The organism is Actinoplanes sp. NPDC051475 (assembly GCF_040689425.1).
In the GTDB taxonomy this organism is placed as follows: domain Bacteria; phylum Actinomycetota; class Actinomycetes; order Mycobacteriales; family Micromonosporaceae; genus Actinoplanes.
The window spans coordinates 21172-46380 of sequence record NZ_JBFAZZ010000002.1; the positions used below are offsets into that span (position 1 = coordinate 21172).

A 25209-nucleotide genomic window follows, 5' to 3' on the forward strand; every position below is an offset into this window, starting at 1 on the left:
GTGAACCGATTCTGAGCGCGCGCAACCTCAGGAACGGGCCTTCTCCCTGGTGACCCCGGTGTCCGGCAGGCCCTGCGGGAAGGCGCTGTCGAGCGGCACCGCCGTCGCGGGCACCAGTCCGAGCTGGACACCCTGGCGCGGCAGGACGGCGTCGAGCAGCCAGTCCGCCGCCACGCGCACCCGGTTGCCCGGCATGGAGAGCAGGTGGTAGCCGCGGGTGACCACCTTGGCGGGCAGGCCGTTGAGCGGCACGCCCAGCGGGTTCGCCGCCGAGTCCAGGCCGCCCAGGTCCACCACGAAACCCAGATCATGATGCTCGTACGCGCGCCGCCGGCCCCGGCCGTACGACGCGGCGATGTTGTGCGCGACGGTCTTGCCCTGGCGGGTGGCGTGCTGTGCCGTCATGCCGGTGATCTCGCCAGGACGGGTGAGGTCGGGCACCGCCGCCGCGTCGCCGCACGCGTACACGTCCGGGCGGGCCGGGACGTTGAGGAACTCGTCGACGACCAGCCGGCCCTGCTTCGTCTGCAGCCCGAGGTCCGCCACGAGGGGATCGGGGCGTACGCCGACGCACCAGATGAGCGAGCGGGTGGGCACGAAGTCGCCGTCGCTGAGGTGCACACCCTCCGGGGTCGCCTCCCTGACGGAGCTCCCCAACAGCACCTCGACGCCGCGCCGGCGCAGCACCTCGTCGGCCGCCCGGCCCAGCCGCGGGTCCAGCGACGGCAGCACCCGGTCGGCCGTGTCGATCAGCAGCCAGCGGGGACGGCCGCGCAGGCCGGGGCGGCGCCGGGTCAGCGCCTCGGTGAACAGCACGCCCTGCGCTGCCACCTCCGTACCCGTGTAACCGGCCCCGACCACGACGAAGGTCGACCGGGCCTCCTGCTCGGCCGGGTTGTCGGCGGTGTCCGCCATCTCGATCTGCCGGGTGATGTGGTCGCGCAGGAACAGCGCCTCCGGGATGCCGCGGAAGCCGTGCGCGTACTCGGTGACCCCGGGCACCGGCAGCAGCTTGTTCACGCTGCCGGCGGCGATGACCAGGCGGTGGTAGCTCACGCTGCCCTTGCCGCCGTCGGGATCGCGGTAGGCGACGGTACGCGCGCTGAAGTCGAAGCCGTCGGCCTCGCCGAGGATCACCCGCACGCCGGGCAGCGCCGCGGCGAGCGACACCGACACCCGGCGCGGCTCGAGGATCCCGGTCGCGACCTCGGGCAGCAACGGCAGGTAGAGGAAGTAATCCGTGGGGTTGATGATGACGATGTCGGCGGCGCCGCGGGACAGCCGGCTGAGCGTCCGGGCGGTCTCGAAGCCGGCGAAGCCGGCACCGACGATGACGATCCGAGGACGGGCCATTCTGCGACGCTACCGCGGCGCGGAATGTGACATCAGGGCTTCTTGCGGGTAGGTAGGTGGTTCATGGCGCTGCCCATCGAGGATTACGCGATCATCGCCGACACCCAGACCGCGGCCCTGGTGGGACGGAACGGGTCGATCGACTGGCTGTGCGTGCCGCGGTTCGACTCCGGCGCGATCTTCGCCGCCCTGCTCGGCGACGAGGACAACGGCCACTGGAGCATCGCCCCGGCCGGCGAGGTGACCGCCGTACGACGCCGGTACCGGCCCGAGACGCTCGTGCTGGAGACCGAGTTCGAGACCGCCGACGGGGTCGTCCGGCTCATCGACTTCATGCCGCCCCGCGGCGAGGCCCCCGACCTCGTGCGGATCGTCGAGGGCGTCCGCGGCCAGGTGCCGATGACCATGCACCTGCGCCTGCGCTTCGACTACGGCAAGGTCGTGCCGTGGGTCTACCGGGAGAAGGGTGACCTGGTCGCCGTCGCCGGCCCGGACGCGGTGTGGCTGCGGACGCCCGTGCAGACCCGCGGGGAGAACATGACCACCCGCGCCGACTTCACGGTGGACGCCGGCGACCGTACGTCCTTCGTGCTGACCTGGCGCCCGTCGCACCTCCCGCCGCCCGAGCCGATCGACCCGGCGCACGAGCTGGGCGCCACCGAGGGCTACTGGCGGGGCTGGGTGTCCGCGTGCACGTACGAGGGCGAGTGGCGCGACGCCGTCGTCCGGTCCCTGCTCACGCTGAAGGCCCTCACGTACGCGCCGACCGGCGGCATCGTCGCCGCGGCCACCACGTCGCTGCCGGAGAAGCTCGGCGGCGTCCGCAACTGGGACTACCGGTTCTGCTGGCTGCGCGACGCCACGATCACCCTGCAGTCCCTGCTCTACTCCGGTTTCCAGAGCGAGGCGCTGGCGTGGCGCAAATGGCTGCTCCGGGCCATCGCCGGCAACCCCGCCGAGCTGCAGATCATGTACGGCGTGGCCGGCGAGCGCCGCCTCGACGAGTACGTGGCGGACTGGCTCACCGGCTATGACGGCAACCCGGTCCGGATCGGTAACGCCGCCGCCGAGCAGTTCCAGCTCGACGTCTACGGCGAGGTGATGGACGCCCTCCATCAGGGCCGACGCGCGGGCCTCAAGGCCGAGGACCCGGCGTGGGGCCTCCAGGTCAAGCTCATGGACTTCGTCGAGCAGCACTGGACGGAGCCCGACGAGGGAATCTGGGAGGTGCGCGGCGGCCCGAAGCACTTCGTGCACTCCAAGCTGATGGCGTGGGTCGCCGCCGACCGCGCGGTCAAGGCGGTCGAGGAGTTCCACCTCGAGGGGCCGGTGGAGCGATGGAAGGCCCTGCGCGAGACCATCCGCACCGACATCCTGGAGAAGGGGTACGACCAGGAGCGCCGCACCTTCACCCAGTTCTACGGCTCGGAGGAGCTCGACGCCGCGCTGCTCATGGTGCCGCTGGTGGGCTTCCTGCCGGCCACCGACGAGCGCGTGGCCGGCACGGTCGAGGCGATCGAGCAGCATCTGCTCCAGGACGGCTTCGTGCAGCGCTACACCCAGCACCCCGGCAGCGACGTCGACGGCCTGCCGCCGGGCGAGGGCGCCTTCCTGGCCTGCACGTTCTGGCTCGCGGACAACTACGCACTGATGGGACGCAACGACGAGGCGCGCGAGGTGTTCGAGCGTCTCCTCGCCCTGCGCAACGATGTCGGGCTGCTCTCCGAGGAGTACGACCCCGCCGAGGGCCGGCTCGTGGGCAACTTCCCGCAGGCGTTCAGCCACGTGCCGCTGATCGACACCGCCCGTACGCTCACCGACGCGATGGCTCCCACCGAGGCCCGCGTCCGCGAGGGCCTGAAATGAGGGCTACTCCGGCTGCGTGGTCGATGCCCGCAGGCGTACGCCGGTGATGGCGCGGCCGGTGACCTCGGTGACCTCGGCGCTGTGCCCGTCGACCTCGATGATCTCCCCCGGCCCGCTCGGGATGTGCCCGAGCCGGGACAGCACGAGACCCGCCACGGTGGTGTAGCCGCCCTCGAGCCCCTCGACGTCGACGCCGATGTCGGGCAGGTCGTGGATCGGGAAGGTGCCGGGCAGCAGCATCGCCCCGTCGTCCTCGTGCACCACCGCCCGCACGTCCCGGTCGGTCTCGTCGTAGATCTCGCCGACGACCTCTTCGACCAGGTCCTCCATCGTGACGATGCCGCCGGCTGTACCGTGCTCGTCCACCACGAGCGCGAACTGCTGGCGTTGCAGGCGCATCTGGTGCATCGCGTCGGAGACCTTCAGCGTCTCGGGAAGAAAGAGCGGGTCGAAGACGTACGCGATGACGGGACCGTCCACCTCGACCAGATCCCGCAGGTGCACCACCCCGAGCACGTCGTCGAGCCCCAACGGCCCGGTCACCGGCGCCCGCGAATGCCCGGCGGCCACCAACTGCCGCAACGCCTCCTCGGCGCGCAGCACCGCCGGCAGCGTCACCACGTCGCGTCGCGGAACGACGATCTCGCGCAGCGTACGGTCGGCGATCTCGAAAGCGCCGCTGATGATCGAGCGCTGCTCGGCGGAGAAGCTCTCCTGACCGGCGACGATGTCGCGAATCTCCTCGCTGGTCACCTCCTCCCGCGCGGCCTCCGGATCACCCCCGGCGATCCGCACGACGGCGTCACCGGCCTTGCCGAGCAGCCAGACCGCGGGCCGGGCGACGGCGGCGAGGAAGTCCAGGGGCCGCGCCACGGCCAGCGCCCATCCCTCTGCCCGCTGCATGGCGATGCGCTTCGGCGCCAGCTCGCCGATCACCAGCGTGAAGAAGGTCAGCACGACCGTCACCGTGATGATCGCCGCCGGCTCGGCGCCGCCGCCGAGGAAACCGAACGGACCGATCAACGGCTGGGCGAGCGACACGGCCGCGGCCGCCGACGCGAGGAAGCCGGCGAGGGTGATGCCGATCTGGATGGTGGCGAGGAAGCGGTTGGGGTCGCGGGCCAGGCGGGCCAGGGTGGCGCCGGTGCGGGACTCGCGTTCCAGTCGTTGCAGCTGGCTCTCGCGCAACGCGACGAGCGCCATCTCGCTGCCGGCGAAGACCGCGTTGAGCAGGACGAGAATCACGACGAGCGCGATCTGCCAGCCATAGCCACCCATCCGCGTCCCTTACCCCGATCCGGCCCGGCGAACGCCCATCCGTGGTGGCCGGGGTGAGCATTGGCCGGCAGCACTGATGCCGGCGGCGGCCAGCGCGCAGCAAACTGCCACCGCCACAAGGACACTGGTGTAGCCGCCCGTTGCGGTGTGAAGCGAGGCGGCGGCCAGCGGCGCGGTGGCTTTCGCGAGGGTGGTCGGCACGACGAGGGCGCCGGCGAGAGTGGCGTAGCGGCTGGTGTCGTAGCGCTCGGCGAGCAGGACGGGTTTGGCGATGGTGGCGACGCCGAAGCCGATGCCGAACCCGATGACCGTGCTGACGGCTCCCGCCGTGGTGGCGCCGAAGATCGGCATCGCCAGGGCGGCGGCCGCCTGGATGCCGAAGACGGCAGCGGTCACCAAGGCGGGACGGTAGCGGCGGTGCAGCCCGGTGGTGAGCAGTCGTCCGGCGACCGAGAGCACGCCGAGCAAACCCGCGATGGTGGACGCGAATGCCAGCGGGTGTCCCCAGGAGACCAGCGCGGCGACCAGGTGCACGGTGAGCGCGCTGACCGCGGCGGTGTGAGCGGTGAACCCGGCGGCGAGCAGCCAGAACCCGGGGTCGGCGAGCGCGGCGCGGATGGTGCTGGTCGTCGACGGGGGTCGGGCCGCTGCTGCCTGCCGATGGTGTGGGGGCCGGCGGACGGCGAGGGCGTGCAGCGGCACGGTGACCGTATGAACGGCGGCGAGGATGAGCAGGGTGGTGCGCCAGCCGTGGGCATCGGTGAGCCAGCCGGTCAGGGGCAGGAAGATGCTGCTGGCGAAGCCCGCGACGACGGTGAGCGAGAGCAGGGCGGCGGCGCGGCGTTCGGCGCTGAACCAGGCGATGATGACGGCGAAGGCGGCTTCGTAGAGGCTGGCTGCCCCGGCGGCGCCGATGCCGATCTGCACGAGATAGAGCTGCCACAGGTTCCCGATGCCGCTGAACGCCACCAGCATGAGCACGCCGAGCAGGGATCCGGCCGTCATCAGGGCGCGGCCGCCGTGGCGGTCGAGCCGGCGGCCGACCGGGATCGCCAGCACCGCCGCGGTGAGGACGTTGGCGGTTAAGGCGCCGGTGACCGCGGTGGTGCTGCTGTGCAGGTCGGTGGCGACCGGTTCGAGCAGCACGGCGAAGGCGTAGGAAAGGGTGCCGTAGCCGATGGTCTGGCTGATCGCGAGCGCCCCCACGGTCAACCGCCCGGTTCGTCGGTGGTCCCCGCCGGCGGCCGTGCCGGCGGGGACCCGGGTGGTGATCCGCCTGCCGGTCACCCGCAGCAGCCGCCCGCGTTCACCTCGGCCCTCGGCCGGTCGTCGAGCTGGTCGCCGGCCAGGGCGGCGAGCTGCAGCGCCACCTGCGGATCGATGCCCATCTCAGCAGCCGCGGCGTGGGTGGCCTCAGCGACCGAACCCGCCTCCGGAAGATGCCGCAGCGCGGCGGAGACGAGCCGGCCCGGGACGTCGGGGGCGAGGCCGTAGCGGGCGGCAGCGTCGTCGAGCATCGCCTTCGCACCAAGAGTCGCGGAGCAGACGCCGGTCTCGGGCAGGTCCAGCTGCACGTCGCGGGCGGCGGTCCAGTCCCCGGCCAGGGCGGCGGCGATGGAGCGCACCTGTTCGTAGCCGGTGGCGAGCAGGAACGTAGGCGCACGGCCGTAGGACTTCATGCCGACGGCGTAGTAGCCGGGCTCGGGCTGGGTGAGTTCGTCGACGCCGTGCGGACGTACGGTGCCGCAGGAGTGCTCGTTCGGGTCGATCAGCGGCGCCAGCGCGCGCGTGCAGCCCAGGGCGGGGTCGAGGTCGAGGCGCAGTTCGTCGGCGACGGTGTGGTCGGGCCGGAACCCGGTCGCGCCGACGATGCGGTCGGCGGTCAGGGTGCGGCCGTCCGCCGCGGTCAGTTCGGCGCGCCCGTCAACGGCGGTGACGGCCTGCACGGCGAACCCGGTCACCAGCGCGATGCGGCCGTTCTGCACGAGCAGCTTTATGCCGGTGCCGAGCGCGCCGCGGGCCGGCAGGGCATCGGCATCCCCACCACCCACGGTGCGGTCGACGTTGCCGCCCCGGGTGGCCCACGTGATCCGGGTGTCCGGCTCCTGCTCAGCCAACTCCGCGAGCGCGAGGAGGGTGTTCGCGGCGGAGTGCCCGGCGCCCACCACGACGGTGTGCCTGCCGGCGAACAAGGTGCGCTCGGCGCCGAGCACGTCGGGCAACCCCCCGCTGATCAGGTCCGCCGCCCGGTGCTCGCCGCGGGCCGCCAGGCCGTTGGCACCGAGCACGTTGGGGGTGCGCCAGGTGCCGGAGGCGTCGATGACGGCGGAGGCGAGCACGTCCTCGCCGGTGGCCAGGCGTACGACGAACGGCGCGTGCTCCCGCCCGGCGGTCTTGACCCGGTCCACACCGACCCGGCCGATCGCGACCACCCGGGCGTCGTAGCGCACGTACGGGGCGAGGGCCGGCAGTTTCGCCAGCGGTTGCAGGTACGCCTCGACCAGCTCGCCGCCGGTGGGCAGCACCTCGGGGTCGGGCTCGGCCCAGCCCGCGGCCTCCAGCAGGCGCCGGGCGGCGTGGTCGATGTCGTAACGCCACGGCGAGAACAGTCGCACGTGCGCCCACTCGGCCACCGCCGCTCCGGCCGTGGACCCGGCCTCCAGCACGAGGAACGGCAGCCCCCGCTCGGCGAGATGTGCGGCCGCCGCCAGGCCGACCGGCCCGCCACCGATGACCACGACCGGCCGCTCATCATTCTGCACTGATTCGTCGGTGGTGGTGCCGCAGCACGACGCACCGCCGGCGACCGCCTCGACCTTGGCCGCCGGAGCACAGCAGGCGTTCGCCTGCGCAGCAGCCTCCGCGGTCCCGCAACACGGCGATCCGGACTGGTTCTGCCCCATAACCTGTTCCCCCATCATCTTGATAGCTGTCGAAGCGACTCGTCCACCTTGCATTCCGATTAGACGACTGTCAAGCTATTCGGGTGTCGGTTCTTCCCGTGCTCGAAGCCACGCCCGTGCAGGCGTGCTGCCCGCCGCTGTCGGCCCAAGCCCTGACGTCACAGGTCGCAGGGCGGCTTGCGCCCCTGTTCAAGGCCTTGAGCGACCCGGTCCGGCTGCGCCTGTTGTCGCTGATCGCGTCCACGAACGAGGTGTGTGTCTGCGATCTGACCGACGGATTCGACGTGACCGGGGCGACCATCTCGCATCACCTGCGAGTGTTGCGGGAGGCCGGACTGGTGGACTGCGAACGCCGCGGCACGTGGGTCTACTACCGGGTGCAACGCGACGCTCTGGACCTGTTGGGCGGCCTGCTCGCCGACGCCGACGGCGCGGCGGCCATCACCGATCAGCGCGAAGTGATATCACCACAGCCTGATGTGACCCGCTTGCTGGGGGACCCGCTGCGGGCGCGGCTGGTGCAGATCCTCGCCGACGGTCCGGCCACGACCTCGCACCTGGTGGCCGGCACCGGCGCGAAGCAGCCGAACGTGTCCGGGCACCTCAAGCAACTGCGCGAGGCCGGCGTCGTGAGCGCCGAGCCGCGCGGCCGCTTCACCTACTACCGCCTGAACCCGGACGCCTTGCAGGGCGCCGCTCTGCACCTGGCCGGCCTCGCCGCACGGGCGCGCGCCAACGCCGAGCAGTTCCGCGCATGAATCCCGTTGAGACCTGGCGGCGCCTGCTCGCCGAATTCGCCGGCACTGCACTGCTGGTCACGGCGGTCGTCGGCTCCGGGATCATGGCCACGACCCTGTCCCCTGGCGACGTGGGTCTGCAGCTGCTGCAGAACTCGATCGCGACCGCGCTCGCTCTCGGTGCGCTCATCCTCACCTTCGGCCCGGTCTCCGGCGCGCACTTCAACCCGGTCGTGTCGGCCGCCGACTGGTGGCTCGGACGCCGGTACGGCACCGGCCTGACCGCCGGCGACCTCGCCGGCTACGCCGCCGCGCAGACCCTGGGGGCCATCGCCGGATCCGTCCTGGCCAACACGATGTTCGACCGGGCCCCGGTCAGCATCTCGACAACCGTCCGCACCGGGGGGCATCTGTGGCTCGGCGAGGTCGTCGCCACCGCCGGGCTGATCCTGCTCATCTTCGCGCTCGTGCGCTCGGGCCGAGCCGCCGTGGCACCCGCGGCCGTCGGTGCGTACATCGGGGCGGCGTACTGGTTCACCTCGTCCACCAGCTTCGCCAACCCCGCGGTCACCATCGGGCGAGCCTTCACCGACACTTTCGCCGGCATCGCCCCGGGCTCCGTGCCCGCCTACCTCGGCGCCCAGCTTGTCGGCCTGGCGGTGGGCGTGGGGCTCACCGCCGCCCTCTATCCCCACGCCGGCGCCGACGCCGGTCAGGTCGTCGTCCCCTCTGCACCCGCGGGAGAGAAGCTTTGAGCAAGAAGCCGTCCGTCCTGTTCGTCTGCGTACACAACGCCGGCCGCTCCCAGATGGCCGCCGGCTGGCTGCGCCACCTCGCCGGGGACAGGGTCGAGGTCCGCTCCGCCGGGTCCGCGCCCGCCGATCAGATCAATCCGGCGGCGGTCGAGGCCATGCGCGAGGTCGGCATCGACATCACCGGGCAGACTCCGCAGAAGCTCGAGTGGGAGACCGCCGAGAGCAGCGACGTCATCATCACCATGGGCTGCGGCGACGCCTGCCCCGTCTTCCCCGGCAAGCGCTACGAGGACTGGAAGCTCGACGACCCGGCCGGTCAGGGCGTCGAGACCGTACGCCCGATCCGCGACGAGATCAGGGCCCGCATCGAGAAGCTGCTCACCGACCTGGTCCCGGCCGGCTGACCGCGGCCCGGGCGGCCGCCGGATCGCTCGCGGCGAGCGCCTTCTGCGCCGCAGCCCGGCACTCGTCCATCGTGTACGCCCCCACCGCGGCCCGCACCCCCGGCACCGCCGCCGGCGACATCGAGAGGCTCGTGACGCCGAGCCCCACCAGCACCACCGCGAACGCCGGATCCGCCGCCGCCTCCCCGCACACCCCCACCGGCCGTCCCACCGCGGCGCCCGCCGCCGCGCACAAGGCGATCAGCGACAACAGCGCCGGCTGCCAGGGGTCCAGCAGGTCGGCCAGCTCGCCGCTGCGGCGGTCGGCGGCGAACGTGTACTGGCTGAGGTCGTTGGTGCCGACGCTGAGGAAGTCGACCACCTGGAGGATCTCCGCGGATCGCACCGCCGCGGCCGGCACCTCGATCATCACGCCGACCGTCGGCAGGCCGGCGTCGCGGCACAGCGCGGCGAACTGAGCGGCCTCCGCGACCGTGGTGACCATCGGCGCCATCACGGCTACGCGGGCGGTTGATTCGCGGGCGGCGGCGGCGATGGCGGCGATCTGGGTGCGGAGGATGTCGCCGCGGCGGCGGGCCATCCGGAGGCCGCGGATGCCGAGCGCCGGGTTGGGCTCGTCGTGCTCGTGCAGGAAGGGCAGCGGCTTGTCCGAGCCGGCGTCGAGGGTACGGACGACCACCTGCCGGTCGGGCATCGCGGCGAACACCTCGGCGTACGCGGCGATCTGCTCCGCGGGCGTCGGCGGATCGATGTGGTGCTGGAAGAGCAGCTCGGTGCGGAACAGGCCGACGCCCTCCACCGCCACGCCGGCGAGTTCGGCGGCGCCGCCGATGTTGGCCAGGAGTGCGACCGGGTGGCCGTCCGCCGTACGGCCGCGCAGGTCGGCGGGCTCCTCCCGGGCCGGGACGGGCCGATCGTCATCGACCTCCGTGGCGTGGCCCAGAATCACCCGGCCGGCGGTGCCGTCCACGGTGACGACCGTGCCGTCGGCGATGTCGAGCGCTCCCCCGCAGGCGACGACGGTCGGCAGTCCGCGGGCCCGGGCCAGGATCGCGGTGTGGCTGACGAAGCTGCCCGCCGAGGTGACGACGGCCAGCACCCGGGCCGGGTCGAGCAGCGCCGCGTCGGCGGGCGCAAGGTCCACCGCCACCAGGACGAACGGGCAGCCCGGCTCGGGCAGGGTCGGCATCGGCAGGTCGAGGCAGTGCGCCACCACGCGGTCGCGCAGGTCGTCGAGGTCGGCGGCGCGGGCCGCCAGCAGTCCGCCGGCGGCCAGGAGCGCAGACCGGTGTTCCGCGAGCACGGCCGCGACCGCATGCGGGGCCTCGAGGCCGGTGCGCACGGCCCGCGCGACGCCGTCCCGCAGGGTGGGGTCCGTGGCCAGCGCGGCCTGCACCCGCAGGATGTCCGCGGCGGTGCCGTCGGCGGCGGCCGCGCGCAGGCCGATGTCGTGGCAGACGGCGTCGATGGCCGCGTACGCCCGGTCCACCTCGGCGTCGGGGTCGGTGAACGGGCTGGGCGGAGGCAACCGCGGCGGGTCGGCCAGCCGGTACGCGGGCCCGGTGGCCGTGCCGGCGCTGGCCCCGAGGCCTCGGAGCAGCTCAGGCACCTGCCACGTCCACATCAGTGGCGAACAGCGACGCCAGGCGGTCGAGCGACTCGGCCGCGCCCTCGCCGTGCGCCTCCAGGATGAGCTCGGTGCCGCAGAGGGCGCCCAGGGTGAGCAGGGCCAGCACGCTGTCCGCCCGTACCGGCGGCCGGTCCAGCGTGCGGACGGTGACCGGCACGGGCAGCAGGGCGGCGGCCACGGCGATCCGTGAGGCCGCCCGCATATGCAGGCCGGCGCGCCCGGCCAGGAGAACCGTATGGATCATGGCTCGTCGTCCTCCGCGTGGAGCATCGCAACGATGGTCGCCGGGTCGTCCGCCTCGCGGAGGGCCCGCGCCCGTACGGGGTCGACGAGGATCCGGGCGAGCGCCGACAGCAGCGCCACGTGCCCGTCCCCACGTGCGGCGATGGCCACGCAGACGGTGACCGTGGCGCCGTCCCAGTCGACGCCGTCCGGGAAGCGCAGCACGGCGAGCGAGTCTCGGCGCACCAGCCCGCGCGACATGTCGAGGCCGTGCGGGATGGCCACGCCTTCGGCGAGGTAGGTGGACATGGCCCATTCGCGGTCGAGCATGGCCTCGCGGTAGGAGCGGTGCACCGCGCCGATCTCCTCGAGCACGTCGGCGCAGCGGTGGATCGCGGCCACCCGGTCGGTGGCGTGCTCGTGCACGCGGACGGCGGCCGCGTCGAGGACGGGCCGCAGGTCGATGGTCATCCGGCGAGCCTCACCAGCGCACGTCCCAGCACGCCGTCATTGTCGTCGGGATCCCAGGTGACCACCAGGGTGGGTGTGCCGTCGTGCTCCGGGCCGGTCACCATTTCCGCTGCCTGCACGCTCGGCGTGGCATTGGTCACCAGCAGCAGGCCGTGGACCTGCTGCTCGGCGAAGACCTGCTGCGCGGCGGCGACGGCGGTCGACTGCAGCGGGCCCGAGTCCACGTAGCACACGGAGACGCCGAACAACCGGTGCATCACCCCGGCCAGCAGGTTGCTGCCCTGGTCGTCGGGGACCCAGTGCAGGCCGGCGGCGGTGCGGCGCAGCGATTCGATGACCCTTTTCTCGTACGCGACCCGGCGCAGGTCGGCGAGGCGCAGCGGATCAAGGACGTCGACGAGCCGGCGGCGCTGCGGCCCGGGCATCGCGTCGAGCAGCATCGCGAGGTGCACCGACGTGACCCGGTCGAGCTGCGGGCGGGCCCGGGTCGCCGGCAGCGCGGCCAGCACCGCCGCGGCCTCGGCCAGCGGCAGCAGGGCCAGTTCGGCGGCGAGGCGGGCGTCGTCGAGGTGACTCAGCAGCGCCGCCCGCCGCTCCGGGTCGGCGGCGATCAGCATCTTGGCGATGAGCCGCCCGTCCATCGCGGCGAGGAGGGCGTCGATCCGGTCCCGCGGCATGGCGAGCAGGACGCCGACCGCGCGCTGCGGCGGCGAGGCGGTGAGCATGGTGACGACGTGTTCCGTCGGCATGGCGCCGAGCACGGTCAGCCCCCCGTGGTGCCGACGACCGGGCCGCCCTGCTTGACGGCGGCCACCACCCGCGCCACCTCCGGGTCGCCGAGGAACATGCGGAAACCGACCACCACCGCGCCCGGTGCGCCGGCCCGGGCGCGTTCGGCGAGGGCCGTCTGGCAGAGGACGACGTCCGCGTCGGCCGGGATGGCGGCGACCGGGTGGTGCTCGATCGTCACCGGATACTTGCGCAGCTCACGCCGGAGCTGGCTGGCCAGCATCACGCTGCTGCCCATGCCCGCGTCGCAGGCGACCACCAGCTTGTGGACGCTGCCGCCGTCGATGCTGCTCACCTCAGATGCCTTCCTCGTCGCGCGCCAGCCGGCCGAAGCCCAGCAGCAGGGAACCGACCACGAAGGACACCCCGGCGGCCACCACCACGCCGGCCAGCACACCGAAGTAGTCGCCGCGCGGGGTCTCGGCGAGGTAGGCGAAGATGCTGCCGGGCGACGGCGTGGCCACCAGCCCCACGCCGGTCACCATGAACGTCATGATCCCGGCGGCACCGCCGCAGATCGCCGCGAGCACCATGCTCGGCTTCATCAGCACGTACGGAAAGTAGATCTCGTGGATGCCGCCCAGGAACTGGATGGCCATCGCGGCCGGCACGCTGGGGCGCAGCGCCTTGGGGCCGAACAGCAGGTACGCGAGCAGAATGCCGAACCCCGGCCCGGGATTGGTCTCGAGCATGAAGAGGATCGACTTGCCGCTGTCCGACGACTCGGCGATGCCCAGCGGGCCCAGCACGCCGTGGTTGATGGCGTTGTTGAGGAACAGCACCTTCGCCGGTTCGATGAGGAACGCCGCACCGGGCAGCAGGTCGTGCTCGACGAGGAACCGGACGCCGTCCCCGGCCGCCGCGGTGAACACGCGCATGACCGGGCCGATCGCGAGCACGCCCGCCAGCGCCGACAGCGCGGCGACGATGCCCGCGGAGAAGTTGTCGACCAGCATCTCGAAGCCGGGCCGGATGCGGTCGGTGAAGAGGCCGTCGACGAGTTTGAGGGCGTACGCGGCTAGCGGCCCCATGATCATGGCGCCGAAGAACATGGGCGACTCGGAGCCGACGACCAGGCCCATCGTGGCGACGGCGCCGACGACCGCGCCGCGCTGCGCGTGCACCATCCGGCCGCCGGTGTATCCGATGAGGATCGGCAGCAGTACGTGGGACATGGGGTCGATGAGGGCGGCGAACTTCTCGTTCGGCACCCAGCCCTTCTCGAAGAACAGGGCGGTGATCAGCCCCCATGCGATGAACGCCGCGATGTTGGGCATCACCATGCCGGCGAGGTGTCCGCCGAAGCGCTGCACGCGTGCCTTGACGCCGGTGTCCTGGGCAGCGGGCGCATACAGCTCTGCCACGGGAGGGCTCCTCAGGGGGGAAGGTGGCTTTGTTGTACCGACGAGATCACCTACTGTCAATTGGCCGGGACCGCCGGGACCGAAATTTTCGGTGCCCCTGCGCGAACATGCGCGCACCATCGGTTTCCGATCCGCCAATGTGCACAAAGCCGGGATAGTGGCGCCCTTCAACCATTCCGGAACGTCCGGGCCGTTCGTCCCATACGGAGAATCGGCCGAACGGCCTGTCACCCGGCCACGCCCGGATTCGCGTCCTCTCTGGCGTACGGGGTGGGGCCGGCACCGAAAACGGGGGGTGCCGGCCCCACACCGAACTGGCGCGGCAGCAGCAGGGGAGACGTCGTGAGCCCACAGGCGGTGATTGACCGGCCCCGGTACGCTCACGGCTCCTTTGCCACGCCGATCGGATTGCGGGGAATGGACGACATCAGCGATGCCGCCTACGCGGTATTCGTTCGCGACCGTTCCCATGCGCTGCTCCGATCGGCCTTCCTGCTGACCGGCGATCAGCACCTCGCCGAGGACCTCGTGCAGGAGGCCCTGGCGCGCACCCACCGTGCCTGGTCGCGCCTCGAGTGCCCGGGCAACGCGGAGGCGTACGCCCGCAAGGTCATGTATCACGCCCAGGTCTCCCTGTGGCGGCGGCCGAAGGTCGCCGAGATCCTTCCCGGCGACGACCTCGAACGCGACGGCGGCAGCACCGACGACCCGGCGGAGGCCGCGGTCCACCGGATCGCCCTGCGGCGGGCCCTGCTCGCCCTCAGCCCCAAGCAACGCGCGGTCATCGTGCTGCGGTACTTCGAGGACCACACCGAGGTGGAGGCCGCCCGGATGCTCGGTGTCTCGGTGAGCACCGTCAAGACCCAGTGCGCCCGCGCCCTCGAGCGGCTCCGCGCCCTGGTGCCCGACCTGCACGCCCTCGCCGACGTGCACGAGGGTCCACGGTGACCGGTCGCGATCCGCTGCGGGAGTCGCTGACCGACCTCGCCCGCGCCGTCGCGCCCGCCGATCTCTACGAGCGCTCGCTGCGGCGGTCACGCCGCATCGGCCGCCGGGAGGCCGCGATCGGTACGGGTGCCGCCCTGCTCGCGCTCGGCCTGCTCGGCAGTGGACTCTGGCAGCTCCCCCGCGGCACCGACCAGAGCGCCCGTGGCGTCGTGGCGGTGCCGCTGAGCCCGGCCGCGGAGGCACCGCCCGGCTCCCCGGCCGCCGCGGCGACGACCTCCACCGGGCCCGTCCGCACGATACCGCCGAGCGGGCCGAGTCGCCCGCGACCGACGCCGGCCACCCTCCCGAAGCCGCGGTCCACCTCGCTGGCCGCCCTGCCGGGGCAGGCCTTCTACGACGACGCGGGCACGGACGGCGACCTGGTCCGGCTGACCCGCGACGGCGATCCGGAGACGGTGCTCTCCGCGCCCTTCTCCACGGTGGGTGTGTCGCCCGACGGCGCCCGGATCGCCTACGTCTCCGACGGGCAGCTCCTGGTCGTCGGGACCGGCGGCGGCGAACCGGAGCGGGTGTACGCGGGCTCCGCCTCCGCCGACCAGGCACCGGCGTGGTCGCCCGACGGCGCCCGGCTGCTCATCGACGCCACCGACCCGGGCCTGCTCGACGTGGCGACCGGGCGGTTGGACCCCCTGCCCAGCGGCCTCGAGGGCGAGCACTACCGCTGGTCGGGCGACGGCACCACGCTGGTGTACGCCACCCCCTCCTGCGGCCTCGAGGTCGCGGCCGTCGGCGCGCAGAGCGGCACACCCGTACCCGATCAGGACACCGCGGACGGCCCGGCGGCGTGCCGGCCCGTCAGCGTCGACTCCACCGGTGACCTGGTCACGGTGCGGACGGAAGCGGCCGTCACGGGTACGGCGGACGCCGTGCTGGACACCAAGACCGGCGAGCGCGTGGAACTCCCGGTCGGCGGCACAATCATCGGGGCAGTCTTCGATCCGGCGGGAAACCTGCTTGTCCGCTGGGTGCACGGGGGCGGCAACCGGCTCTCCCTCTTCGACCGCGACTTCACGTTGCTCGTGCAGGCCGGGGAGCCCGCCGGGCTGAAGGGCCTGGATCTGGTCGCCTATACGCGCTGAGAATGCGACGATCATGGCGATGACCGACACCCCGCCCTGGTGGCGCCGCAGACCCGTGGTGGTCGCGGTGGTGCTGCTCATCCTGCTCACCGAACTGATCGTCGGCTGGCATCCGCTGGTCGAGGCGGTCGCGCAGCTGCGTACGCCGCACTGGAACTGGGTTGCCGGAGCGGTCGTCGCCGAGATCGCGTCGATGGGCTCCTACGCGCGCATGCAGCGGGCCCTGCTGCGCGGCGCCGGCACCAAGGTGCAGGTCCGCAAGCATGTGGCGCTGGCGTACGCGGCCCACTCGCTGAGCGCCACGCTGCCCGGCGGCCCGGTGTTCTCCACCACCTTCAACTTCCAGCACATGCGGCGCTTCGGGGCGTCGTCGGCGGTGGCCTCCTGGTGCATCGCGCTCAGCGGGGTGCTGTCGGCGGGTGCGCTCGTGGTGATCGGGGCGATCTTCGGCATCCTGACCCGCAGTACGGGCAGCTGGCAGACCCTGCTCGGCTACACGGGCGGTGCCCTGCTGGTGGCGCTGACCGTCCGGGTCGTGGCGCAGCATCCGGAGTTGCTGATGACCCCCGCCCGCCGGCTGCTGCGCGGCGTCAACCGGATCCGCCGGCGGCCGGCCGACAGCGGCCACGCCCGCCTGGCCGGCTTCCTGCGCCAGCTGCGGTCGGTGCGCGTACGGCCCCTGGACTTCGGGTACGCGGCGGTGCTCGCGGTCGCGAACTGGCTGCTCGACGCGTTGTGCTTGTGGATGTGCTGCATCGCCGTGGGTGCGACCGACATCCGGCCCGCCCAGCTCGTCATCGCGTACTGCGCGGGCATGGCCGCGGCGAGCGTACCCATCGTGCCCGGCGGTCTGGGCGTGGTCGACGGCGCGCTGATCCTCGGCCTGGTCGCCGGCGGCCTGACCGGCAGCTCGGCGGTCGCCGGGGTGGTGCTCTACCGGCTGATCAGCTTCGGCTTCATCATCGGCCTCGGCTGGCTGGTCTGGCTGGTCATGCGGTCTAGGGCAAGAGCTCCTCGGGGCGTACCGGCCCACTGACGTCCCCGCTGCGGCGGCCGAACAGCTTCCAGCTGCGCTTCTTCTTCTCCGGTTCCCGGACCGCCTCGCCGTTGAGCACTGCCAGGCGGTGCTGCGCGACCGGGTTCTCCGGCTCGAGCTTGAGCGACAGCAGGAACGCCTGCCGGGCCTGGTCGGCGTGGCCCAGCGCGTCCAGCGTCACGCCGTGGGTGAAGTAGTAGTGCGCCTCGTCCGGGTCCAGCCCCACCGCGGTACGCGCGGCCTGCTCGGCGTCCGCGTACTGCCGCTCGGCGGCGAGCAGCGACCAGGCCACCCGGTCGTGCCAGAGCGGATTCTTCGGCTCGGCGATGACCGCCCGGTACGCCATCGTGACCGCCTCCTCGTGCCGCCCGAGCAGGGTCAGCGCGCGGCTCGCGATGGCCAGCGGCCGGGGGTCCTCGGGGGCCAGCTCGATGCCGCGGTTGGCCGCGTCGAGCGCCTTGTCGACCTCGTCGAGCACCAGCCTGATGCGGGCCATCAGGACCCAGCCCGGCGCGGACGCGGGGTCGGCGGCGAGGATCGGCTCGAGGTGCTGCGCCGCCATGGCCGGATCGATCCGCTCGAAGTACGCGGCGGCGCGGGCCACCCCGATCTCGGTCGGCGTGCCGGACCCGGCGGACCCGGCCTTCTGCGGCTGCGGCGGCGCCGTGCGCGCGGCGTCGACATCGGTCATCGGTACGCCCGGGCCCGCGCGAAGGTAAAGGTCACACGGTCATCATCGGCAGGATCGGCGGCGGCTCTGAGCCGTTTCCGGGAAAAGGCCCTTTCCGGAGTACGGGGTCATGCGCCTGCAGTCGGTAGCCAACCTCCGGACCTGAGGTGGTCGTGCGGCTCGATCTCCGGTACCGCCGCGTACGCCCGGACCGGGAACGTCCCGAAGGCAGCCACCCGTGGCGGCGCGGCGGTGAACCGGGCGCCCACCGGGGGCAGGTTCTCCAGGCCGGTGAGGTGCTCGACGATCGGGATGCCGGCGCCGAGGAGCAGGGTGTGGGCGGGGCGGTTCCCGGCGGCCTCCGGCGAGACGTCGTCGATGTTGACCGCGTCGATGCCGACGAGCGCGGCACCGTGGTCGACCAGCCACTGCGCGCCCGCACCGGTGAGGAAGGGCGCGTTCTCCACGTACGCCGGGGTGGCCCAGTGCAGATCGCCGCCGGTGTGCAACAACACGGCCCGGCCGGCGACGTTCAGGTTCTCGAGCGCGTCCACACCCACGCCGCGGACGTCGCTGCCCGCCGTACGGACCACCACGGCGGGCAGGTCGGCGAGGCGCTCGAGCGGGAGTCCGGCGAGGTCGGTGCCGCCGGCGTACCGGTGGAACGGGCTGTCCAGGTAGGTGCCGGTGTTGCCGACCATCGTGATCGTGTCGATGGCGAACTCGGTGCCCTCCGCATAGACCGCGCGAGAGGCCTCCCTGGTCAGGTGCGGCGTGATCACCGGCGTGGGCAGTCCCGGGTACGTGGTCAGCCCCGCGCAGATCACGTGGCTGAGCTCCACCCATCGGGTCCGCGGGAGCCGCTGCGACGGACCGCCCGGGGTGCCCAGGTGCGGCTCCGCGAAGACCCGGATGTTCGCCAGCTCGACGCGGTCGGCGAGGAGCAGCCGGCACGCCGTGACGAACAGCGACGCGATCTCCGCCTCGGTCACGTCCGCGTGCGGGACGTCGACGCGGAAACCCTGCGCCTGCAGCCCGCCGCCGTTGGAGAAGGTCACGACGGCGTCGAACTCCGCCCGGTACTGCAGCACGGTCTCCCCGCCTCCTATCGCAGCTCGATGACGGCCTCCACGAGAAGCCAGATGCCGAAGATAGCGAAGAGGGCGGCGGCGCCGTACTTGATGACCTTCTCCGGGAGGTGCCGGCCCAGGAGGCGGCCCACCAGGATGGCGAGGGCGTCCGCCGCCACCATGCCGACCGTGGAGCCGAGCCAGGTGCCGAACCAGCCGTACTGGGTGGCCAGCGTGATGGTGACCAGCATGGTCTTGTCCCCCAGCTCGGCCAGGAAGAACGCGCCGCCGACGGCGAGGATCGCGGACCCGGTCGAGCGCTCTGCCTTGGCCTTCTCGTCGTCGGTGAGCCGGTCGCCGCGCAGGGTCCACGCGCCGAACACCAGGAAGGCCAGGCCCGCCACCAGGGAGATCCAGCCGGTGGGCAGGGCGGCGCCGAGGCCGTACCCGACAGCGACCGATACGAGGTGGACCACCGCCGTCGCGACCGTGATGCCGATCAGCACCGGCAGCGTCCGGAAGCGGGTGGCGAAGGTGAGGGCCATGAGCTGCGACTTGTCGCCCAGCTCGGCCACGAAGACGACGGCGAAGCTGACCGCCGTCGCGACGAGGAAACCGTCCATGGAAGGGAACTCCCGGTGCGTGTCGGACCGGGGCTCGGGCGCAGGGCGACCTCGACCCGGCCATCGGAACTGGCCAAGTCGAAGGTCTCGCTCGCCCCGGCGGACCGAGGCCGCGTGGCCGGATGCGCCGCAACGAGCCCGGCGGATCAGTATGTCGACCACGACGTTGGGAGCTACTCCCCTTCGCGATCCGGATCCTACCCGCTCCGGCGGCCGTCGAGCCGGGGCCAGCAGTGTGACCCCTGTCCCGTCGGGCCTCGGGACAGGGGTCGGACCGCGGTCAGCGTGCGGCGATCAGCTTCTGCAATTCCATCCGGCTGAGCGGGTTCACGCTCTCCGCCCGCTTGCTCGCCGCCGCGGAGGGCGTCGGCTGCGGGAGCGGCTCGCAGCGCTTGTCGGACGTGTTGGCCTTGACCCGCTTCGGCAGCTTGCCGGTGGCGAGGTAGTCGGCGATCGTGTCGTCGACGCAGGCGTTGCCGAAGAGCGAACCGGCGTGGGTGGTGCCGCCGACGCCCTCGACGAGGGCCGAGCGGGGGAACCGCTTGCGCACCTCGAGGCTGCCGGAGAACGGCGTCGCCGCGTCCAGCGTCTCGCTGATGAGCAGGATCGGCGGAACCTTCCGGCCGGTCACCGCGACGGGGTTGCCCGCCTTTGCCGGCCAGTTCAGGCAAGGCGCGTTGAACCAGGCGTTGCCCCACGTCTCGAACGGCGCCTTACGGTGCACGCGCCAGTTGTCCGCGCGCCACGTCGACCAGGACGCCGGCCACTTGACGTCGGTGCACTGCACGGCCAGATAGATCGCGTACCCGTTGTCGGCGCCTTCCTCCTGCGGGTTGCCCTCGTCGAACAGCGACTTCAGCGGCTGCGCGTCCCGGTCGTTGACCCACGCCGAGAACGCCGACGCGACCGTCTCCCAGCCGAAGACGTAGTACCCGGCCTGGAGGAACACGTCCGTGAACTCGTCCGGGCCGATGACGCCCGCGGCCGGCTTCGCGATGAGCCGATGCTGCTCGCGGTAGAAGAGCTTCTCGACCGCTTCCCCGGTACGGCCGAGGTGGTAGACGCTGTGGTACTTGGCCAGCCAGCGGAAGTAGATCTTCATGTTGCGGTCGAACGCGATGTCCTGGTCGAGGTTGGCGTCGTACCAGACCCGCGAGGGGTCGACGTTGCCGTCGAGGACCATCCGGCCCACCCGGTCCGGGTAGCGCGTCGCGTAGACCTGGCCGAGATAGGTGCCGTACGAGAAGCCGTAGTAGTTGATCTTATCGGCCCCGAGCGTCGCACGGATGCTGTCCATGTCCTGGACCGAGTCGACCGTACGCAGGTGCTTCAGCAGCTCACCGCCGCTGCGGGCACAGGCCGCGGCGTAGCCCTTCGCCCGCTTCAGCCACGCCTTCTCGATGGCCGCGCTGGTGGGCACGTAGGGCGGCCGGTTGTAACCGGTGTAGTCGCCGTCGCAGGCCAGGACCGGTTCGCTGGAGCCGACGCCGCGCGGGTCGAAGCCGATCCAGTCGTACGCGGCACCCGCGCCGTCCGGCACGAACTCGCCCAGCACCGAGAGAATCAGCCCCGAGCCGCCGGGGCCGCCCGGGTTGACCAGCATGACGCCCTGGTACTCGCCGTCCGGCACGGTGTGCTTGATCCGCGAGACAGCCAGCTTGATGTGCTTGCCGCCGGGGTGCGCATAGTCGAGCGGCACGCTGACGAACCCGCATTCGGCCTTGCGCTCACGCAGGGCCGGGCTGTCGCACTTGCCCCAGCCGACAGCGGAGTACGCGGCCCGGTCGCCGGACGGCTCCGCGGCAGGCGCCCCGGCAGCCGCGGCCGCACCGCCCATCACCAGAGCGAACAAGGCGGCGACCGCCAGAAGTCTTCTCATGCCTTACCCTTCATGTGGATTCGCCCCATATGGTCCGGGGTGGACGGCCGGATGGCGGCCGCCCACGCCGGGGCGTGACACGAAAGAGCGGGCGGGCCGGTCAGGCTCGGCGGGTCCGCTGCGCGATCACGGCCACCCCACCGAGGGCCACCACGACCAGGCCGTAGACCAGGGCGGTCAGGTGCAGGCCGAACGATGTGGCCGCCAGCCCCGCCACCACGGCCGGCAGGCTGAAGGCCAGGTACGCGATCGTCAGCGCCACCGCCAGCAGCTCGCCACGCTCCGCGGGGGCGGCCAGCACCGCCAGCGTGCTGAAGGAGGCCAGCGCCGAGGCGCCGAAGCCCACCCCGGCAAGCACGGTCCCGGCCGCCGCGAGCACGACCGATTCCGACTGGACGGCAAGCAGCGTCACCGCCGTACCCGCGGTCAGCAGGACGCCGGCGATGGTCAGCACCCGCGCTGTCGGGCGGCCGCGCAGCGCGAAGGCCGTCACCGCGCCGGTCCCGCAGAGCAGCGTCACCACCAGGCCGCCGATGAGGTGACTGGCCAGCCCGAAGACGCCGGCCGCCACCGAGGGGCCGAGGGAGAGGTAGAGCCCGCCCAGGGCCCAGCTCGCCACGATGATCGGCACCAGGGCGAGCACGTCGGCGCGCAGCCGGGCCGGCACGCCCAGCCGCGGCACCAGCGACCGGGCACCACCCGGGCGGCGGCCGGAGGTCTCGGGCATCAGCAGCACCGCACCGGCCGCGAGGACCATGCCGGCGAGCAGGAGGGCGTACACGAGGCGGGTGGGTCCGGGGGCGTACTGCACGAGCGCCCCGGTGCCCAGCGACCCGAGCGCCAGGCCGGCCGGGGGCACGATGCTGTTGATCAGGCCGGCCCGGCCGGGGGCGTGCGGCGGGTCCAGGTCGACGAGGGTAGCGCCCAGCGTGGTCAGCGCGGCGCCGGTCGCGATGCCCTGGAGGAAGCGGGCGGCCAGCAGCACGCCGACGTCGCCCGCGGCGAGGAAGAGCGCGAGCGCCACCGCCTCCAGCGCGATGGCGGCGACGAGAACAGGCCGGCGCCCGACGTGGTCGGAGAGCGCCCCGAGCACGAGCAACGCACCGATCAGGCCCACCACGTACACGGCGAACACGACCGTCAGGGTGACCGCGGAGAAGGACCAGAGCTGCTGGTAGACGACGTACAGCGGGGAGGGGGCGCTGGAGGCGGCGGTGAACGCCACCAGGATCGCCGCGATGGCGGCGAAGGCGACCGGATGGGACAGCCGTCTCGGCTCGCGAACGAGGGCAGGTGCGGTAGTCATGACACTCCCAGTCGATGACAGACAGGTCTGTCTGGCAAGCCCGACACTAGACAGATCTGTCTGCTATCGTCAATCGCATGTCTGGTGCATCACCGCGCAAGCCGTCCGCGCGCGACCGGCTGCTCGCCTCCGCCGACGAGCTCTTCTACGCCGAGGGAGTGCACACCGTCGGCATCGACCGCGTCATCGAGCACGCGGGGGTGGCCAAGGCGTCGCTCTACAGCTGCTTCGGCAGCAAGGACGGCCTGATCCGGGCCTACCTGGAGGGCCGACACCAGCGCCGCCGGGAGCGCATCCTCGCCGAGCTCGAGCGCTTCCGGACGCCCCGCGACCGGCTGCTCGGCGTCTTCGACGTCCTGGCCGAACAGGCCGCCGCGCCGACCTTCCGCGGCTGCGCCTTCTACAACGCCAGCGCTGAGTCGACGCCGGGCGGCGTCGTCGAGGAGGTCAGCGACGCCAACCGCGCCTGGACCCGCAGCCTCTTCACCGACCTGGCCCGCGAGGCCGGAGCGCCGGACCCGGCCGCGCTCGCCGCGCAACTGGTCATCCTCTACGACGGCACCTCGGTGGGCGCCCGGATGGACCGCACCCCGGCAGCAGCGGTCACCGCCCGCGCCGTGGCGGCCGCCCTGCTGGACGCCGCACTGGGGGACCACCCGGACGCGCCAGTCCCATATGCACCGACTCGCGGCGATGGTGATGTCACCATGCGGTGATGGAGTTCTGGGGCGGGCAGCCGTGCTGGCTGCACCCACACATGGGGACTACCACGGTGGACGGCCGCGCCTTCCAGGCGTACATGGTGGCGCTGCAGCACGTCGTCGTGACATTGGACGCCGATCCCGGCTGGCGGCGGTGGTGGCGGGCTTCCGGCGTATCGGAATGCGAGCTGGGGATAGTCGCCGAGGGCCACCTCCATCACCTGCGGCCGAGCGCCGACATCCGGAAGGTCCGCGACAAGATCCGGGCCAACTTCACCTGTGCCGCTCCGGCCGCGGCGGGCCGGCGGCCGGCCGAGCTCTTTCCCCTGGCCGTACGGGAAGTGACCGGGATGTTCGAGGTGATCCGCGAGGCGATCGGGCTGGGCGAGCTCCCGCCGGTCCCGCCCCTGCCCGATCTTCCGGAGCACCCGGAGGAGCCCGAGGTCACCCGCAAACCGCTGCCCACCGACGCCGGCGAGGTCGAGCAGCAGGGTTACCTGACCCTCACCCAGATCCAGGAATTCTTCGGCGACGACCCGGCCGCTACCCGGCGAGGCGATTGACCCGGTCCGGCCGGTGCGCCCCGGGCGACCGCGGTCGCGGCACCGTCAACGTGGACGGCGCCACCACCACCGCCGCGCCGCCGAGGCCGATACCCGCGTAGGTCACCGGCCGGGCGAACCGCAGCACCACGGCGTAGAGCACTCCCAGGAGCACCGTGGCCAACGCCGCGGCCACCAGCCCGGGGAACTGCAGGTACGCGAGGTACGCCAACGCCCCGAACCCGATGGTCGACGCCGAGGGAGCCCCGAAGCGCCGCCAGATCCCCTCGTCGCCCGGATGACGGTTGAGCAGCAGCAGCGCCGCCAGCGACGTGGCCAGCAGCAGGAGCAGGATGCCCAGGCCGCCGCCGATCGCCAGCCGGCGTCCGAGCGACTCGACCGGGTCCAGGTCGAAGCCCGCGCACACCCCGATGACCAGGCCCGCGGCGAGGCTCTGGGTGAACGAGGCCGGCCGCGGCGCAGCGAGCCCGGCGGACAGCACCCGTTCCCGGCCGAGCGCCACGACGTAGCGGGCGATGGTGTGGTGCAGGGCCAGCATGGCGGCGAGCAGGCCGGCGACGACCAGGGCCCGGCCCAGGGTGACCGCCCAGGGCGCGAGGCGGGCCGAGGCGAGGTCGAAGGCGAGCTCGGGCCCGCGGGCGGTCGACGCGGCGACGATCCGGCCGGGCCCCGCGCCGACCGCCATCGCCCAGCTCGACGCGGCGTACAGGACGGTCAGGAGCAGGACGGACAGGACGGCTGCGCGGGCGGTCGAGCGGCGGGGAGCGTGGACGTCCTCGGCGTACGCGGCCGTCGTCTCGATGCCCACGAAGGCGAACGCGCCCACCACGAACAGCAGCCCCAGCACCGGACGGGAGACGCCCGTCAGGTGGACCGGATCCAGCGCCGTCCAGCTGAGCCGTCCGGCGGCCGGATCGAGCAGGTTCGCGACGGCGTACGCGACGGCCACGACGATCCCCGCGACCACCAGCACCGCCGGCAGCCAGACGGTACGCGCCAGGCCGAGCAGCCCGCACCCGGCGACGACGACCCAGCACGCCCCGGCAGCCACCCACCACTCCACGTCGGCCAGCGGGGCGGCAGCCGCGGCGACCACGCCGTACAGGCCGATCTGCAGTGCGTTGTAGGAGAGCAGGGCGAGCCACGCCGCCCCGACGCCGGCCGGGCGGCCCAGCCCCCGCGCGATGAACGTGTAGAGCGCGCCCTGCCCCGGCGCGCGGCGGATCATCGCGGTGTATCCCGCCGTGAAGGCCAGCATGAGCAGGCCCAGGCCGGCGAAGAGCAGCGGGAGGGCGAGCAGACCGCTGTCGGCGTACGCACCCGGCACGACGGCGGTGACGACCGTCAGCGGGGTGGCCGCGGCCAGCGCGAGGAGGACGACGGACGCGCCACCGAGGCGTCTCGCCGCCGGGGTGGGTGGCGAAGGCACCGCTCCATTGGAGACCCCCGGCGGCGGTCTAACAACATGCTGTGACCATCAAATAACCGATAGTGAGAAGATT

25 protein-coding genes and 1 pseudogene are annotated in these 25209 nt (G+C 72.7%); 10 read left to right on the forward strand and 16 right to left on the reverse strand.

Features of this window, described 5'->3' with window-relative positions:
• Positions 1–27: 27 nt before the first annotated feature.
• On the reverse strand, positions 28–1353 hold the full coding sequence (locus AB0368_RS04605) for an NAD(P)/FAD-dependent oxidoreductase (protein ID WP_366152408.1): 1326 nt from the start codon (positions 1351–1353) through the stop codon (positions 28–30).
• Positions 1354–1416: 63 nt separating this feature from the next.
• Between AB0368_RS04605 and AB0368_RS04610 the strand changes: the two genes are divergently transcribed.
• A complete protein-coding gene (locus AB0368_RS04610; RefSeq protein WP_366152409.1) occupies positions 1417–3219 on the forward strand; it encodes a glycoside hydrolase family 15 protein in 1803 nt (600 codons plus the stop codon).
• Between the two features lie 3 nt (positions 3220–3222).
• On the opposite strand, the gene AB0368_RS04615 is transcribed toward AB0368_RS04610, so the two are convergent.
• From AB0368_RS04615 to AB0368_RS04625, 3 genes are read right to left on the reverse strand one after another with little or no spacing between them, the layout of a single operon-like run.
• Positions 3223–4497 carry a hemolysin family protein gene (locus AB0368_RS04615; RefSeq protein WP_366152410.1) on the reverse strand — a complete coding sequence of 425 codons (1275 nt, stop codon included), beginning with the start codon at positions 4495–4497 and terminating at the stop codon, positions 3223–3225.
• A gap of 9 nt (positions 4498–4506) precedes the next feature.
• Complete coding sequence (locus tag AB0368_RS04620) at positions 4507–5784, reverse strand: MFS transporter (RefSeq protein WP_366152411.1); 1278 nt, start codon at positions 5782–5784, stop codon at positions 4507–4509.
• On the reverse strand, positions 5781–7418 hold the full coding sequence (locus AB0368_RS04625; RefSeq protein ID WP_366152412.1) for an FAD-dependent oxidoreductase: 1638 nt from the start codon (positions 7416–7418) through the stop codon (positions 5781–5783). The genes AB0368_RS04620 and AB0368_RS04625 overlap by 4 nt, the downstream gene beginning before the upstream one ends.
• 65 nt (positions 7419–7483) lie before the next feature.
• Between AB0368_RS04625 and AB0368_RS04630 the strand changes: the two are divergent.
• The 4 genes and pseudogenes from AB0368_RS04630 to AB0368_RS04645 form a co-directional block, all read left to right on the forward strand.
• Positions 7484–7822, forward strand: a pseudogene (locus AB0368_RS04630) (metalloregulator ArsR/SmtB family transcription factor); the annotation flags it as partial.
• Positions 7823–7879: 57 nt separating this feature from the next.
• Positions 7880–8158 carry a metalloregulator ArsR/SmtB family transcription factor gene (locus tag AB0368_RS04635; protein ID WP_366152900.1) on the forward strand — a complete coding sequence of 93 codons (279 nt, stop codon included), beginning with the start codon at positions 7880–7882 and terminating at the stop codon, positions 8156–8158.
• Entirely contained in the window at positions 8155–8892 is a 738-nt protein-coding gene (locus AB0368_RS04640) for an aquaporin (RefSeq protein WP_366152413.1), read from the forward strand. The genes AB0368_RS04635 and AB0368_RS04640 overlap by 4 nt, the downstream gene beginning before the upstream one ends.
• Positions 8889–9296 carry an arsenate reductase ArsC gene (locus AB0368_RS04645; RefSeq protein ID WP_366152414.1) on the forward strand — a complete coding sequence of 136 codons (408 nt, stop codon included), beginning with the start codon at positions 8889–8891 and terminating at the stop codon, positions 9294–9296. Before AB0368_RS04640 ends, AB0368_RS04645 begins: the two co-directional genes overlap by 4 nt.
• Here the strand turns inward: AB0368_RS04645 and AB0368_RS04650 are convergent.
• From AB0368_RS04650 to AB0368_RS04675, 6 genes are read right to left on the reverse strand one after another with little or no spacing between them, the layout of a single operon-like run.
• Positions 9271–10905, reverse strand: coding sequence for a putative PEP-binding protein (locus AB0368_RS04650; RefSeq protein WP_366152415.1), 1635 nt, complete (start codon positions 10903–10905; stop codon positions 9271–9273). The genes AB0368_RS04645 and AB0368_RS04650 overlap by 26 nt on opposite strands.
• A complete protein-coding gene (locus AB0368_RS04655; RefSeq protein WP_366152416.1) occupies positions 10898–11170 on the reverse strand; it encodes an HPr family phosphocarrier protein in 273 nt (90 codons plus the stop codon). Before AB0368_RS04655 ends, AB0368_RS04650 begins: the two co-directional genes overlap by 8 nt.
• A complete protein-coding gene (locus AB0368_RS04660; protein ID WP_366152417.1) occupies positions 11167–11619 on the reverse strand; it encodes a PTS sugar transporter subunit IIA in 453 nt (150 codons plus the stop codon). The genes AB0368_RS04655 and AB0368_RS04660 overlap by 4 nt, the downstream gene beginning before the upstream one ends.
• Positions 11616–12368 carry a hypothetical protein gene (locus AB0368_RS04665; RefSeq protein ID WP_366152418.1) on the reverse strand — a complete coding sequence of 251 codons (753 nt, stop codon included), beginning with the start codon at positions 12366–12368 and terminating at the stop codon, positions 11616–11618. Before AB0368_RS04665 ends, AB0368_RS04660 begins: the two co-directional genes overlap by 4 nt.
• 14 nt (positions 12369–12382) lie before the next feature.
• Positions 12383–12703, reverse strand: a complete 321-nt coding sequence (locus AB0368_RS04670) for a PTS lactose transporter subunit IIB (protein WP_366152419.1) — start codon at positions 12701–12703, stop codon at positions 12383–12385.
• Position 12704: 1 nt separating this feature from the next.
• Positions 12705–13772, reverse strand: coding sequence for a PTS mannitol transporter subunit IICB (locus tag AB0368_RS04675; protein WP_366152420.1), 1068 nt, complete (start codon positions 13770–13772; stop codon positions 12705–12707).
• Between the two features lie 417 nt (positions 13773–14189).
• On the opposite strand from AB0368_RS04675, the gene AB0368_RS04680 reads away from it, so the two are divergent.
• From AB0368_RS04680 to AB0368_RS04690, 3 genes are read left to right on the forward strand one after another with little or no spacing between them, the layout of a single operon-like run.
• Entirely contained in the window at positions 14190–14720 is a 531-nt protein-coding gene (locus AB0368_RS04680; protein ID WP_366152421.1) for a SigE family RNA polymerase sigma factor, read from the forward strand.
• Complete coding sequence (locus AB0368_RS04685; protein WP_366152422.1) at positions 14717–15859, forward strand: hypothetical protein; 1143 nt, start codon at positions 14717–14719, stop codon at positions 15857–15859. The genes AB0368_RS04680 and AB0368_RS04685 overlap by 4 nt, the downstream gene beginning before the upstream one ends.
• Before the next feature lie 19 nt (positions 15860–15878).
• Positions 15879–16895 carry a lysylphosphatidylglycerol synthase transmembrane domain-containing protein gene (locus AB0368_RS04690; RefSeq protein ID WP_366152423.1) on the forward strand — a complete coding sequence of 339 codons (1017 nt, stop codon included), beginning with the start codon at positions 15879–15881 and terminating at the stop codon, positions 16893–16895.
• Here the strand turns inward: AB0368_RS04690 and AB0368_RS04695 are convergent.
• From AB0368_RS04695 to AB0368_RS04715, 5 genes are all read right to left on the reverse strand, one after another.
• Complete coding sequence (locus AB0368_RS04695) at positions 16858–17586, reverse strand: hypothetical protein (protein ID WP_366152424.1); 729 nt, start codon at positions 17584–17586, stop codon at positions 16858–16860. The two genes, AB0368_RS04690 and AB0368_RS04695, sit on opposite strands and share 38 nt — an antisense overlap.
• 107 nt (positions 17587–17693) lie before the next feature.
• Positions 17694–18656 (reverse strand): cyclase family protein, encoded by a 963-nt coding sequence (locus AB0368_RS04700; RefSeq protein ID WP_366152425.1) that lies wholly within the window; start codon positions 18654–18656, stop codon positions 17694–17696.
• Between the two features lie 14 nt (positions 18657–18670).
• Entirely contained in the window at positions 18671–19258 is a 588-nt protein-coding gene (locus AB0368_RS04705; RefSeq protein ID WP_366152426.1) for a TMEM165/GDT1 family protein, read from the reverse strand.
• Between the two features lie 280 nt (positions 19259–19538).
• On the reverse strand, positions 19539–21137 hold the full coding sequence (locus AB0368_RS04710) for an alpha/beta hydrolase (RefSeq protein WP_366152427.1): 1599 nt from the start codon (positions 21135–21137) through the stop codon (positions 19539–19541).
• Positions 21138–21237: 100 nt separating this feature from the next.
• A complete protein-coding gene (locus AB0368_RS04715; protein WP_366152428.1) occupies positions 21238–22443 on the reverse strand; it encodes an MFS transporter in 1206 nt (401 codons plus the stop codon).
• Positions 22444–22520: 77 nt separating this feature from the next.
• Between AB0368_RS04715 and AB0368_RS04720 the strand changes: the two genes are divergently transcribed.
• Together AB0368_RS04720 and AB0368_RS04725 are read left to right on the forward strand one after the other, a co-directional pair.
• Positions 22521–23159 (forward strand): TetR/AcrR family transcriptional regulator, encoded by a 639-nt coding sequence (locus tag AB0368_RS04720; RefSeq protein WP_366152429.1) that lies wholly within the window; start codon positions 22521–22523, stop codon positions 23157–23159.
• Positions 23159–23707, forward strand: a complete 549-nt coding sequence (locus AB0368_RS04725) for a hypothetical protein (RefSeq protein WP_366152430.1) — start codon at positions 23159–23161, stop codon at positions 23705–23707. Before AB0368_RS04720 ends, AB0368_RS04725 begins: the two co-directional genes overlap by 1 nt.
• Here AB0368_RS04725 and AB0368_RS04730 read toward each other — a convergent pair.
• On the reverse strand, positions 23688–25136 hold the full coding sequence (locus AB0368_RS04730; protein ID WP_366152431.1) for an APC family permease: 1449 nt from the start codon (positions 25134–25136) through the stop codon (positions 23688–23690). The genes AB0368_RS04725 and AB0368_RS04730 overlap by 20 nt on opposite strands.
• Positions 25137–25209: the final 73 nt, after the last annotated feature.